This is a genomic window from Variovorax sp. MSC1_012 (assembly GCF_023667525.1).
Lineage (GTDB): Bacteria > Pseudomonadota > Gammaproteobacteria > Burkholderiales > Burkholderiaceae_C > Variovorax > Variovorax beijingensis_B.
Genome location: NZ_JAMOZJ020000002.1, coordinates 470,196 through 484,132 on the forward strand (window position 1 = coordinate 470,196; position 13,937 = coordinate 484,132).

Here is a 13,937-nt window from a genome sequence, read left to right on the forward strand (position 1 = left end):
CAGCGTCTTGGTGCGCGAGGAATGTAGCCCGTATTGATTACATCTTACGCCAACGGTCATCAAATAGCCTCGATCCGTGTCGAATTACCCATGAATGACCAAAGCCCTCTTGCATAATCCAGCTGATTGATGCGTCCTGTCACACACATTGCATCCAGACAGTTGATTGGCTAGTTTCTTCTCGAGAAGAAGAAAAAGATCAGGGAGGTCACATGGACACCACGTTCCTGCAAGGTGGCGGCTCGTGAAGCGCCGCGTCACCATCCAGACGCCGGTGGGCGAGGCACTGCAATTCCACCGCCTGGCGGGGCGCGAGGCGCTCAGCCAGGCCTATGCCTTCGACCTGGACCTGCTGGGCAGCAGCAACGCCATCGATGCGAAGGCCCTGCTCGGCAAGCCCGCCACCGTGGTGATGGAGACCGAGAGCGGCACCCCGCGCTACCTGGCCGGCCTTGTCACCCGCTTCGGCCTGTCGCACGAAGACGACCGCCAGGCCTTCTACAAAATGCGGCTGCGCCCCTGGCTGTGGCTCGCCACGCGCCGCTCCGACTTCCGCATCTTCCAGGACCAGACCGTGCCCGAGATCGTTGCGGCCGTGCTCGGGCGCTACGGCCACCCGATGGAGCAGAAGCTCAGCCGCAGCTACCGCCCCTGGACCTACTGCGTGCAGTACCACGAGAGCGACTTCGACTTCATCTCGCGCCTGTGCGAGCACGAGGGCCTCTACTTCTGGTTCAGGCACGAGGCCGGGCAGCACGTGCTGGTGTTCGCCGACGACATCGCCAGCGCCCACGCCTCCTTGCCCGGCGGCGAGACCGTGCGCTACCACCCGCACGAGCAGGCCGGCATGACCGGCGGGCTGGAGGCCAGCGAGCGCATCTACGAATGGGCGCAGGCCGAGGAGATCCGATCCGGCCACCACTTTCGCAACCACTACGACTTCGAGAAGCCCCAGGCCGACCTCGCCAGCCGGCGCCAGATGCCGCCGGGCCACGCGCACGACGGCTTCGAGCAGTACGAATGGCCGGGCGACCACCTGCAGCACGACGACGGCGAGACCTACGCGCGCATCCGCACCGAGGAGCAGCTGAGCCAGCGCAGCAGGGTCAGCGGCCGCGCCAACTTGCGCGAACTGGCCCCTGGCCACACCTTTCGCCTGCGCGACCATCCGCGCGAGGACCAGAACCGCCAGCACCTGCTGCTGGCGGTCGACTACGACCTGCAGGAGAACCTGCAGGCCAGCGAAGGCGCCAATGCGGGCGAAGGCTCGGTGCAGCGCTTCGCCTTCGAGGCCCAGCCCACCAGCTACGCCTGGCGCCCGCGGCGCGCCACGCCCAAGCCGCGCACCCGCGGCCCGCAGACCGCCGTGGTGGTGGGCCCGCCCGGCGAGGAGATCTGGACCGATCCTTACGGCCGCATCAAGGTCCAGTTCCACTGGGACCGCCTGGGCCAGCGCAACGAGAACGCCAGCTGCTGGCTGCGCGTGTCCACCGCCTGGGCCGGCGCCAGCTTCGGCGCGGCCGCGCTGCCGCGCATCGGGCAGGAGGTGATCGTCGATTTCCTCAACGGCGACCCGGACCACCCGATCGTCACCGGCCGGGTGCACAACGCCGACCAGATGCCGGCCTGGCAGCTGCCCCAGCAGAAGCAGCTCACGGGCCTGCGCAGCCGCGAGCTGGGCGGTGGCAAGAGCAACCACCTGGCGCTCGACGATTCGAACGGCAAGGTGCAGGCCCAGCTCAAGAGCGACCACCAGAGCTCCAGCCTGAGCCTGGGCCACATCGGGCGCATCGAGGACACGGCCGGGCGCCAGGACGACCGCGGCCAGGGCTTCGAGCTGCGCACCGACGGGCACGGGACGGTGAGATCGGCCAAGGGCCTGCTGCTGAGCACCGAGGCCCGCGCCAATGCCCAGGGCCACATCACCGACATGCGCGAGACGGTGGCGCGGCTCACGCAGGGGCGCGACCTGCACGAGAGCCTGGCGCAGATGGCGCAGCAGGCCCAGGCGCACGAGGCGGGCGACCAGGACGAGGTGGCCCGGAGCCTCAAGGAACAGAACGATGCGATCAGGGGGCAAGGCGGCAGCCCGGCCCAGGGCGAGTTCCCGGAGTTCCAGGAGCCGCACCTGACGCTGGCCAGCCCCGCGGGCATCCAGGCCACCACGGCCGCGAGCACCCACCTCGTGAGCGTGGCGCACACGGCCATCAGCAGCGGCGCGCACACCAGCGTGGCCACGGGCAACAGCTTCCTGGTGAGCGCCAAGGATGCGGTGCGCATGGTGGCCTTCAACAACGGCATCCGCATGGCGGCGGCGGCGGCCGACATCGACATCACGGCGCTCAGGGACAGCATCAACGCGCTGGCCAAGCTGGACATCAAGCTGGAGGCCAACCGGATCACCATCACGGCCAAGGAAGAGGTGCTCATCAACGGCGGCTCCAGCTACACGCGCTGGACGGCCGGCGGCATCGAGAGCGGCACCAACGGGCTGTGGCGCGCGCATGCGGCTTCGCATTCGATGGTGGGGCCGAAGAGCGACGGACAGCCGCGGCTGCCGCAGCCACCCCAGCTTCCGAGGGGCCAGCTCGACCTGTACCACCAGTACGTCAAGGCCGACGGCGCCACGCGGCAGGGCGTGCGGCAAGGCGACTACACGGTGGTCGACTCCGATGGCGGCACGCACACCGGCACGCTCGACGCCAATGGCTTTGCCAGCGTTTCCGGCCTTCCCATCGGACAGGCCAAGGTCACGTTCGGCAAGGACCCGAGCGATCCGTGGGAAAAGGGCAGCTACTTCGGCGAGCCCGATCGCTGGCCCGAAGAGCCCGCCACCACCGCGAGTATCGGCGCGGCAAACGGCGGCGGTGCAGCCGGCCTGCTCAGCAGCGTCGGTGGTGGTGTTGCCAATGTTGCCGGCATTGCCGGCAGCGCCCTGGGCCAGCTTGGCGGCCGTGCGGCACAGCTCGCACAGGCCGCGGGCATCGCCCAGCAGGCCGTCGGTGCGGCGCAAGCCATCGAGCAAGGCGGCGCCAGGGCGCTGCTCGGACAGGCCACCCAGGCCGCAGCCGGCATGGCGCCCCGGCTGCTGCCCGGTGCATCGGCCGGGATGCCGGGCCAGACACCGGGCTTTGCGGGCTGACGGCCGCAGCCGGTGCCGCATCCATCAACAAAAAGCAAGCATCCAGTTCAGGGGCAACAAAAATGACAGGCGACACGCCACAACAGAATCGACCGGCGCAAGAGGAGCAGGAACGCGAGCCCCAGGTAGCGGTGGCACCGCTGAACGCCATCGCGCAGGAAGACATCGGCACGGGCGCGGCCAAGCTGGACGCCTGGCTGCAAAGCATCAGCGACGGCTGGATCACACTGGCGCGCCTGTCGACCGTGGCTGGCAGCATCCCGGTGGTCGGCAACATCATGGCGCTTGCCGACGCGATCATGGACGTGGTGCGCATGATCCAGAAGAAGAGCTGGAACCAGTTCCTGGAGTGGGTGTCGCTGGTCATCAACGTGATCGGCGTCATCCCCGTTCCGCCGACCATGGCGGCCGCGCGCATGAGCCTGCGGCCCATGCTGGCCCTCATCAGGCAAAACGCCGGCCGCGTGGTCAAGGACCAGGCCGGCCGCGCCTTCGCCAATGCCGGCGAGGCCATGGTCACCGTCGCCGTCGGCCACCTGAACGACACCATTGCCGGAGAAATCGACAAGTTCGTCGACGAGGCCATGGCGCTCCTCGACAACATGCTGAAGGACTGCGCCAACATGATCGACGCGATCGTGGACGCCTTGCTCGACATCATGCAGCGCGGGCTTGGAGAAAAGCCCCTGCTCACGATCACGCCGCCGATGGAGCGGAAGACCTACGACCCCCATACCCAGACCACCATGGGCAGCCTGCTGAGCACGCTGAGTGACTGGGGCACCTCGGCCAGCAATACTGCCAAGAGCGGGATCAACCGCGTCAGCAAGGCGGCCTCCAGCCTCATTCCCGCGTGGGCGGTGGCCCAGGTCAAGGAGATCATGGGCGACCTGCTCGACATCAAGCAAGTCGCACGCGGCAAACTGCAGGCCATGGCCAGCGAAGCCGAGCGCAACAGCATCAAGTCGCTCCTCAAGATGCTGAAGACCGCCTTGCTCAATCGCAAGAATCGCCGAAACGGCATCGTGAACGCCACCGAGGGGGCGCGGGTGGACAGCAAGAAACCGGGCGGCGAAGTCGGCTTGGCCACCGCACAAGCCGGCCCGGGCGGCGATCCCGGCTGCAAGAACTGCCCCGCGCGTTCAAGCGAGGGCGGCGCGATCAGCCTGGCCATGGGCTGCGAAAGCTTCACGCACACCGATTTCGTGCTGGCCGCGCCCCTGCCCATCACCTGGGCGCGCACCTACCGCAGCAACCTGGGCGCCTTCGACCAGGGCAGCCTCGGCGCACGCTGGCTCACGCCCTACGGCACCCGCGTGGACATCGCCACGCCCGCGCAGGGCCCTCGGCGGGGCCAGCCGAGCCTCGTCTACCACGGCGCCGATGGCCGCAGCCACGCCTACCCCCTGCTCGCCGTGGGACAGCACCACCGCGATCCCATCGAGGAAGTCACCCTCACCCGCCTGAGCCCGAACCTGCTGACGCTGGACTTCGGCAAGCCGATGCCCGCCGGTGCGGCCAGCGACTGGCGCGAGACCTACGAGCTCGTCGACACCGCCGCCGCCAAGGTCCGCGCCCAAGGCAAGCAGCACTTCCGCCTGGTGGCGCAGCACGCGAGCAACGGCTTTGCCATCGGCCTGCGCTACGACCACGTCATTGCCGCGACCGGCGAGCAGGTGCTCAGCGACATCATCAGCAAGCAGGGCGACGCCACGCTCGCCCATGTCGGTACCCGCCCCCATGCCCACAACGGACTCATCGAAAGCCTGTGGGAAATCAAGGACGGCCAGCCCGTGCGCCAGCTCGCCGCCTACGTCCACGACGCCGAAGGCGACCTTGTCTCGGCACAGGACGAGAACGGCGCGCGTTGGAGCTACGGCTACAGCCACCACCTCCTGACCCGCTACACCGACCGCACCGGGCGCGGCATGAACCTCGAATACGACGGCACAGGCGCAGACGCCAAGGCCGTGCGCGAGTGGAGCGACGACGGCAGCTTCGCGCTCAAGCTGGAGTGGGACAAGAACATCCGCCTGACCTATGTGACCGACGCCCTGGGGCAAGAGACCTGGTACTACTACGACATCCTGGGCTACACCTACCGGATCATCCATCCCGACCAGTTGGAGGAATGGTTCTTCCGCGACAGCGCCAAGAACATCACGCGCCACATCCACACCGACGGCACCACCGACGACTACGTCTACGACGCCAACGGCAACCTCAAGACCCACACCCGCGCCGACGGCAGCAGCGTGCACTACGCCTACGACGCGCGCCACCGCGTCACCGGCATCCTCGATGCCGAAGGCGGCGCCTGGAAGCGCGACTACGACGCGAACGGCAACCTCACCGAAGAGATCGACCCGCTCGGCCACAAGACCGAATACGCCTACGACCCCGCCGGGCGTCCCGTGCGCATCACCGACGCCAAGGGCGGCATCAAGACGCTCACCTACACGAGCGCCGGCCAGCTGGCCAGCCACACCGACTGCTCGGGCAAGACCACCCAGTGGGCCTACGACGATCGAGGCCGCCTGGCCAGGATCACCAACGCCCTGGGCCACGCCACCCGGTACCGCTACACCGAAGCCGGCGAAGCCGCGCAGTCCGCGATGCCGGACCACGCCAACCACCCGGGCCAGCTCGAGGAGATCGTCCACCCCGACAACACCAGCGAGCATTTCGCGCACGACGCCGAGGGCCGCCTGCTCGCCCACACCGACGCGCTGGGCCGCCGCACCAGCTACAGCTACACCCGCGCCGGACTCGTGTCCCAGCGCACCGACGCGGCCGGCCACACGCTCAAGTACCACTGGGACCTGCTGGGGCGCCTGCGCGAACTGCACAACGAGAACGGCAGCCGCTACGACTTCCGCTACGACCCGGTCGGCAGGCTGCTCGAAGAAACCGGCTTCGACCGCAAGACCACCCAGTACCGCTACGACGAAGCCAGCGGCGTGCTGGCCGAAGTCATCGAAGCCGGCCACAGCACCCGACTCGAATTCGACCCCCTGGGCCGCCTGAGCGAGCGCCAGGCCGGCGAGCAGGCCGAGCGCTTCGCCTACGACTGCAACGGCCGCCTGGTCGAGGCCACCAACGCCGAGGCCAGGCTCCAGTGGTTCTACGACCGCGCGGGCAACCTCGTGCGCGAGCACCAGCACTACCTGGACCACGGCCACACGGCGGTCTGGCAGCACGGCTACGACGAGCTCCACCAGCGCGTTGCCAGCGTCCGCCCCGACGGCCACATCACCCAATGGCTCGCCTACGGCTCCGGCCACGTGCACGGCCTGCTCGTGGACGGCCAGGACATCCTGGGCTTCGAGCGCGACGACCTGCACCGCGAGATCGGCCGCGACCAGGGCAACGGCCTGCACCAAGGCTCGAGGTACGACCCGGCCGGCCGGCTGCTGGAGCAGCAGATTTCCTATACGAAATCCGGCGCGGCAGCATCCGCAACGAGTGCGGGTAATGCAGCAGGCGCAGCCGGCATCCGCCGTAGTTACCAATACGACAAGGCCGGCCAGCTGGTGGCCATCGGCGACAGCCGCCGCGGCAACCTGAGCTACCGCTACGACCCCGTGGGGCGCCTGCTCGAAGCCCACAGCCGCCTGGGCCGCGAGACCTTCGCCTTCGATCCGGCGGGCAACATCGGCAACCCTTCCGACACCGATGCGGACACACAGGCGGCCGGCCGCGTCACCACCCGCGTGGCGGTGCGCCTGAACGGCGATGGCCGCAGCATGGCCGGCCGGCTGATGGACAACCTGCTCAAGGACTATGCGGGGACCCACTACACCTGGGACGAGCGGGGCAACCTGGTCGAGCGCAGCCGCAATGGAGAAAAGACCACCTTCACTTGGGACGGCTTCAACCGCATGCGCAGCGCCGAGACCTTCGGTGAGACCACGAGCTTCAGCTACGACGCGCTGGGCCGTCGCATCGCCAAGCGAAGCTCACACGCGACGACCTTGTTTGGCTGGGACGGCGACACGCTGGCCTTCGAGAGCACGCAAAGCATCGAGGGCCGCCAGGAATACCTGGGCCGCGGCGACAGCGTGCACTACATCCACGAGCCCGGCTCCTTCGTGCCGCTGGTGCAGATCCGGCAAGCCCAGGCCGTGGCGCTGAGCCAGACCACCGACGTGAAGGCGCTGATCGCAGCCAACGGCGGGCGCTACGACATCGAGCAGGATCCGCTGTGGAACGGGGCGCAGCTCAACACGCCAGCGCCGTTCGCGAAGGAAGAGATCGCGTTCTACCAGTGCGACCACCTGGGCACACCGCAGGAGCTGACGGACCATGAGGGACGCATCGCCTGGTCGGCCAGCTACAAGGCCTGGGGAGAGGCCAAGCAGGCAATCAGCGAGGCGGGGCGGAAGGCCGGGTTCAGGAATCCGATTCGCTTCCAGGGGCAGTACTTTGACGACGAGACGGGGCTGCACTACAACCGGTATCGGTACTACGACCCGGTGAGTGGGAGGTTTGTATCGAAAGATCCAATTGGCCTCTCGGGCGGCATTAATTTGCATACATATGCGCCCAGTTCAATCGTATGGATCGACCCGCTGGGGTTAAGCGGGTTTCAACCTAAACCACTTAAAACCGGAAGCGTTTATAGAAATGCCTCCGGAACTGCCGATAGCATGACTCCGCGTCCGGGTGTGGACGATGTTAGAAAGGGAAGTCGACCGCCTGGACTTTCTGCTGCCACAAGTATTGATGGATTGGATTCTGGAAAGTATGTCGAATTAGATGTTGCGCATGCGTGCTCCTGCGGGCTAGATGTAATACATGATAAAGCTGATGGGCATGTCACCATACGGCCGGCCAACGACCCAAATGATGAAAAGCTCAAATCCTGGTCAGCCACTCGCGGCACCGGAAAACCACATTCATATACAGAAGGTCTGCTCGGAGGCGTTCGATCAAAAGGCAAAAAGTAACCGCACATGAAGTTTTTTTTGGAAAAATATCTCAAGGAAATAGAAACGCATTTCCTGAATGCAGGCGACGTGACCAGAGCCAATTCCGGAGTGAATGACAACGGAAGAGTGTTTTATGGTTACGCAAGCTTTTATCCACAGGAGCTTGATTTGATAGTTCAATTAAGCAAACATGGAGAAGAAAATTATCTCGTTGCCGCGGAAATAATGAATCAGGAAGGACAGGAAGATGAGGAAATCTTCAATTTTGTAGGCGATGCATTTTCCGTGGAAAAAGAATTAAATGCACGTCGAGATGAGCTGATTTCCAGGATTTTTTTGCGCTTAAAGCAATCTCCTTGAACCGACTGCTGGAGCAGCAGATCTCGCAGACGAAACCCGGCGCGGTCGAGGCCGTGGGCATCCGCCGCAGCTATGCCTACGACAAGGCCGGCCAGCTGGTGGCCATCGGCGACAGCCGCCGCGGCAACCTGAGCTACCGCTACGACCCCGTGGGGCGCCTGCTCGAAGCCCACAGCCGCCTGGGCCGCGAGACCTTCGCCTTCGATCCGGCGGGCAACATCGGCAACCCTTCCGACACCGATGCGGACACACAGGCGGCCGGCCGCGTCACCACCCGCGTGGCGGTGCGCCTGAACGGCGATGGCCGCAGCATGGCCGGCCGGCTGATGGACAACCTGCTCAAGGACTATGCGGGGACCCACTACACCTGGGACGAGCGGGGCAACCTGGTCGAGCGCAGCCGCAATGGAGAAAAGACCACCTTCACTTGGGACGGCTTCAACCGCATGCGCAGCGCCGAGACCTTCGGTGAGACCACGAGCTTCAGCTACGACGCGCTGGGCCGTCGCATCGCCAAGCGAAGCTCACACGCGACGAACTTGTTTGGCTGGGACGGCGACACGCTGGCCTTCGAGAGCACGCAAAGCATCGAGGGCCGCCAGGAATACCTGGGCCGCGGCGACAGCGTGCACTACATCCACGAGCCCGGCTCCTTCGTGCCGCTGGTGCAGATCCGGCAAGCCCAGGCCGTGGCGCTGAGCCAGACCACCGACGTGAAGGCACTGATCGCGGCCAATGGCGGGCGCTACGACATCGAGCGGGATCCGCTGTGGAACGGGCAGCAGCTCAAGACGCCGCAGGCCTTCGCGAAGGAAGAGATCGCGTTCTACCAGTGCGACCACCTGGGCACACCGCAGGAGCTGACGGACCATGAGGGACGCATCGCCTGGTCGGCCAGCTACAAGGCCTGGGGAGAGGCCAAGCAGGCAATCAGCGAGGCGGGGCGGAAGGCCGGGTTCAGGAATCCGATTCGCTTCCAGGGGCAGTACTTTGACGACGAGACGGGGCTGCACTACAACCGGTATCGGTACTACGACCCCCATTCCGGCAGGTTCATAAGCAGTGACCCGATCAAGTTACGGGGAGGGATCAATCTGCACCGGTATGTTCTCAGTCCAGTGCAGTGGATCGATCCACTGGGCTTGGCGGAACTGAGTCAAGCTCCTGACTTTGATACGGCAAGGCGACAGGCATTTGAGCGAGCAGGCATGACGAATCCCGCAAATGTTTCGTTCTCGAAAATGGATCCAGCAACGGGAACTGTTGTTGAGTTCAAGGGATCGGGCGGGGCCAAGGTTGCATACGATGCGCCGCACGCAGATCTAGATGCCACGCAGGGACATGACAAACCACACGTTGGATGGCAAACCGCTGGAAAGCGAGGCTGTGGATGTGGTAAGCGCGGCAATATCACATATGGGGGGCCTCAGCATCCTCATAGACCAGACGAGAAACTCTAAGGGGGGATCTGAGATGGGAAAGACAGATGCAGATGGACTTCGGGCCGAGCTATCAGCGGCACTTCGGAAATGTGGACTGAGCGACCGAGAACCAAGCAACAAACAAGAGATCCTTGAAAAAATCCAAGGCGCCTTTGTCGTCGGAAATCCAAGAGCTTGGTGGACCAATCTGAAGATCAAGCCCATCGTGCGGCACTACGAGGATGACAGTGGCTACTTGCATATTGGTGAGCTGGCACCTTCTTCTGAGGAAGGTGTCTGGTTCTTAGTGGATGAGGACAACGAGGAAAAATTTCTGTTTGATGTCCCCCTCCACGCTGTGCCGGAAATCATCAAGGAATGCCGATACTTTGAGTACTACATCGCCGCGCAGGATCTGCAGTGGCTGCTGGCCGAGAACGACCATGGAGACTTGTTGTTTGTGACCAAGAACGGCTAACGAAACGTTCCGAGCGTTGTGAACCTGCACAGCGGCGGAGGCGGCTTCAACCGCATGCGCAGTGCGACCACCTACGGCAAGACCACGCACTTCAGCTACGACGCATTGGGCCGGCGCATCGCCAAACGCGCCGAGCACGCCATCACCCTGTTCGGCTGGGACGGCGACACGCTGGCCTTCGAGAGCACGCAAAGCACCGAGGCTCGGCAGGAACATCAGGCCTGGCGCGGCGACAGCGCGCACTACATCCACGAGCCCGGCTCGTTCGTGCCGCTGGTGCAGATCCGGCAGGCGCAGGCGGTGGCGCTGAGCCAGACCACGGACGTGAAGGCGCTAATCGCGGCCAACGGCGGGCGCTACGACATCGAGCAGGATCCGCTATGGAACGGAGAGCAACTCAACCAGCCGCCCCAGCCCTTCTCAAGAGAGGAGATCGCGTTCTACCAGTGCGACCACCTGGGCACGCCGCAGGAGCTGACGGACCATGAGGGGCGCATTGCCTGGTCGGCCGACTGAGACCCAAAGCTTGCACCTGCCATGCAAACACCGGGGTGACGATCGAGATGCAACCGCTCTTCACAGCAGGTCTGTCAGCTCGCCGGGCCACAACTGGGCGCTGTGCAGAACTCGCAGGATGCGAACGCTATCCTTTCCAATCTGGTAGGCCACGACGTACGGCGTGCGGCGAACGATTAGCTCGCGCGTCCCTTCGATGCGCCCTGGACGCCCGCCCTCCGGAAACTGCGACAGCACCAGCACTTGCGTGGCGATGCGCTCGTCCACTGCAACTGCCGCGCGCGGGTCGTCCTGTTCGATGAAGTCGAAAATCCGCTCTCGGTCATCCATCGCCAAAGGCGACCACTCGAGCCTCACGCGTCTCCTTCGCCCGCTTTGAGCAGCGCGGCTGCCCGACGCTTGGCGAAGTGCGCTTCGACCTTCTCATGCGGAATGGCGGGACGCGGATCATCCAGGGCCTCTTGCACTTTGGCTCGGAACCAGGCGTCATGGGCCGCAGCGTCAACGGTAAAACCCGCCGGCAATGCGCCCTCCCTGGCTACACGTGTCAGAACGATCCTCATCACATCGGAGACGGTGAGGCCGATGTTGTCGAGCACCGCGGTGGCGCGCTCCTTCACGTCGGGGTCGATGCGGGTCTGGACCAATGCGTTTGCAGCCATGGCGGCCTCCGAGTCAGAAAATGGATCCATTGTAATTCAATTGAATGACATACGGCATGCAGGGTGCAGGGGGCCCGGTTCCTCCGCGGACCCGCCCCGCCCCCGTCAACGCACAGCTTCGATGTGCGTCACCACGATCTTCCCGTCCATCTTCCCCGCATCGAAGCGAACCTTGTCCCCCGCCTGGAACTTGTCCAGCACGGCCTCGTCGCTCACTCCAAAGACCATGGTCATGCCGGGCATGTCCAGGCTCTTGAGCGGGCCGTGCTTGATCGTGAGTTTCTTGTTGTCCTTGTCCACCTTGCGGATCTCGCCATCGGCAAGTTCCGCGGCGGAGACTGTGAAGGCCAATGCGGCCAGCGCCGCCATGAGTGAAATGCGAATCTTCGACATGGTCATGTCTCTCCTGGAGGTTGGGGTTTCTTACTTGGCGGCCGCGGTCTTGGCCACGGTGACGGCGCCCTTCATGCCGGCGTCGTAGTGGCCCGGCTGCAGGCATGCGAAGTCGACCTTGCCGGCCTTGGTGAACTGCCACACGATCTCGCCGCTCTTGCCCGCGGCCAGGGTCACCATGTTCGGATCGGCATGTTCCATCTCGGGGTTCTTCTTCATGGCTTCGTAGTGCTCCTTGAGTTCCTTCTCGGTGCCGAGCACGAGCTCATGCTTCAGCTGGCCCGAGTTCTTGACGACGAAGCGCACGGTCTCGCCTTGCTTCACCTTGATGTCGGCGGGCGTGAAGCGCATGCCGTCGGTCATGTCGACGTTGATGGTTCGCGTGGCCTTGGCGGCGACGCCGGGTTGCCCGATGGCCGCTTCGGCGTCGCCGTGGCCATGGCCCCCGGCGTGGTTGCCGGCAGCGGAGGCGCCTGCGGCCGCGAGGACGGTGAGCGCGGCGAAGGCGGTGTTGCGCAGGATGTTGTTGTGCTTCATGGTTGGATTCCTTCTGAGGGTTGGAGGTTGGAAGAAAGAGAGAAAGGAGAAACGAAAAATCAGTGGCCGGTGTGGCCGCTGCCGGGCTTGCGGATCTGGACTTCGATGTTCTTGGCAGGCATGTTCTGCGCGGGCATCGCGGCCGCACCGGCATCGCGTCGGCGCGAGGCTTCAGGCGCCTGGCCGTCGAACTCGTAGGCCACGGTGCCCTTGGGATGCTTGAACCAGCCGGGGTTGCTGTAGTCGCCGGGCTTCTGGTTCCTGCGCACCTTCACCACGCTGAACATGCCGCCCATCTCGACCGAGCCGAACGGCCCTTCGCCGGTCATCATTCGCGCGGTGTTGTCCGGAATGGGCATCTCCATCTCGCCCATGTCGGCCATGCCGCGCTCGCCCATCACCATGTAGTCGGGCACCAGGTTCGTGATCTGCCTGGCCACGTCCTTGTGGTCGAGGCCGATGAGGGTGGGCACGTCGTGGCCCATCGCGTTCATGGTGTGGTGGCTCTTGTGGCAGTGGAAGGCCCAGTCGCCCTCCTCGTCGGCCAGGAACTCGATCTGGCGCATCTGGCCGACGGCCACGTCGGTGGTCACTTCGTACTGGCGCGTGCTCTTGGGGGTCGGCCCGCCATCGGTGCCGGTGACGAGGAACTCGTGCCCGTGCAGGTGCATCGGGTGGTTGGTCATCGTGAGGTTGCCGATGCGGATGCGCACCTTGTCGTTGAGCCGCACGTTGAGCGAGTCGATGCCGGGAAAGATCCGGCTGTTCCAGGACCACAGGTTGAAGTCCAGCATCGTCATGATCTTGGGCGTGGCGCTGCCGGGCTCGACGTCGTAGGCGTTGAGCAGGAACACGAAGTCGCGGTCGACCTTCTCGATCAGCGGATGCTCGGCCTTGGGGTGCGTCACCCAGAAGCCCATCATGCCCATGGCCATCTGCGTCATCTCGTCGGCATGCGGGTGATACATGAAGGTGCCGGGCCGGCGCGCGACGAACTCGTAGACGAAGGTCTTGCCCGGGCGGATCGGCGGCTGGGTCAGGCCCGAGACGCCGTCCATGCCGTTGGGCAGGCGCTGGCCGTGCCAGTGCACGCTGGTGTGCTCGGGCAGCTTGTTGGTCACGAAGATGCGCACGCGATCGCCTTCGACCACCTCGATGGTCGGGCCGGGCGACTGGCCGTTGTAGCCCCACAGGTTGGCCTTGAAGCCGGGCGCCATCTCGCGCACCACGGGCTCGGCCACCAGGTGGAACTCCTTCACGCCGTTGTTCATGCGCCAGGGCAGCGTCCAGCCGTTGAGCGTGACCACGGGGTTGTAGGGCCGCCCGCCGGATGGCATGAGCGGCGGCATGGTGTTGGGCGTGGACTGGGTCACGGGCTCGGGCAGCGCGGCCATCGCCACCTTGCTCACGCTCGCGGCCGCGAGGGCGCCGGTGATGGCACCGGCGCCGCCGAGGAAATTGCGTCTGTTTGTCATGTCGTTCGAATCGTTGGTGAGT

10 protein-coding genes and 1 pseudogene are annotated in these 13,937 nt (G+C 65.0%); 6 read left to right on the forward strand and 5 right to left on the reverse strand.

Going from position 1 to position 13,937, the window contains the following annotated elements:
* Positions 1–244 precede the first annotated feature (244 nt).
* From tssI to L1081_RS27590, 6 genes and pseudogenes are all read left to right on the forward strand, one after another.
* On the forward strand, positions 245–3,142 hold the full coding sequence (tssI, locus tag L1081_RS27565) for a type VI secretion system tip protein TssI/VgrG (protein ID WP_489417805.1): 2,898 nt from the start codon (positions 245–247) through the stop codon (positions 3,140–3,142).
* A gap of 62 nt (positions 3,143–3,204) precedes the next feature.
* Positions 3,205–8,091, forward strand: coding sequence for an RHS repeat-associated core domain-containing protein (locus L1081_RS27570; protein WP_489417806.1), 4,887 nt, complete (start codon positions 3,205–3,207; stop codon positions 8,089–8,091).
* A 6-nt stretch (positions 8,092–8,097) separates the two neighbouring features.
* Positions 8,098–8,433 carry a hypothetical protein gene (locus L1081_RS27575; protein ID WP_489417807.1) on the forward strand — a complete coding sequence of 112 codons (336 nt, stop codon included), beginning with the start codon at positions 8,098–8,100 and terminating at the stop codon, positions 8,431–8,433.
* A 2-nt stretch (positions 8,434–8,435) separates the two neighbouring features.
* Positions 8,436–9,893 (forward strand): annotated as a pseudogene (locus L1081_RS27580) (polymorphic toxin type 47 domain-containing protein); the annotation flags it as partial.
* Between the two features lie 13 nt (positions 9,894–9,906).
* Positions 9,907–10,332: a DUF6756 family protein gene (locus L1081_RS27585; RefSeq protein WP_489417808.1), complete on the forward strand. Its 426-nt coding sequence runs from the start codon at positions 9,907–9,909 to the stop codon at positions 10,330–10,332.
* Between the two features lie 18 nt (positions 10,333–10,350).
* A complete protein-coding gene (locus L1081_RS27590; protein ID WP_489417809.1) occupies positions 10,351–10,848 on the forward strand; it encodes an RHS domain-containing protein in 498 nt (165 codons plus the stop codon).
* A gap of 60 nt (positions 10,849–10,908) precedes the next feature.
* On the opposite strand, the gene L1081_RS27595 is transcribed toward L1081_RS27590, so the two are convergent.
* The 5 genes from L1081_RS27595 to L1081_RS27615 all read right to left on the reverse strand — a co-directional run bounded on the left by L1081_RS27595 (position 10,909) and on the right by L1081_RS27615 (position 13,915).
* Positions 10,909–11,205 (reverse strand): type II toxin-antitoxin system RelE/ParE family toxin, encoded by a 297-nt coding sequence (locus tag L1081_RS27595; protein ID WP_489417810.1) that lies wholly within the window; start codon positions 11,203–11,205, stop codon positions 10,909–10,911.
* Complete coding sequence (gene relB / locus L1081_RS27600) at positions 11,202–11,510, reverse strand: type II toxin-antitoxin system RelB family antitoxin (RefSeq protein WP_489417811.1); 309 nt, start codon at positions 11,508–11,510, stop codon at positions 11,202–11,204. The genes L1081_RS27595 and relB overlap by 4 nt, the downstream gene beginning before the upstream one ends.
* 105 nt (positions 11,511–11,615) lie before the next feature.
* On the reverse strand, positions 11,616–11,903 hold the full coding sequence (locus tag L1081_RS27605) for a copper-binding protein (protein WP_489417812.1): 288 nt from the start codon (positions 11,901–11,903) through the stop codon (positions 11,616–11,618).
* Between the two features lie 30 nt (positions 11,904–11,933).
* The gene (locus L1081_RS27610) at positions 11,934–12,440 is read right to left on the reverse strand and encodes a plastocyanin/azurin family copper-binding protein (protein WP_489417813.1); all 507 of its coding nucleotides are present in this window, start codon (positions 12,438–12,440) and stop codon (positions 11,934–11,936) included.
* A gap of 59 nt (positions 12,441–12,499) precedes the next feature.
* A complete protein-coding gene (locus tag L1081_RS27615) occupies positions 12,500–13,915 on the reverse strand; it encodes a multicopper oxidase domain-containing protein (RefSeq protein WP_489417814.1) in 1,416 nt (471 codons plus the stop codon).
* Positions 13,916–13,937: the final 22 nt, after the last annotated feature.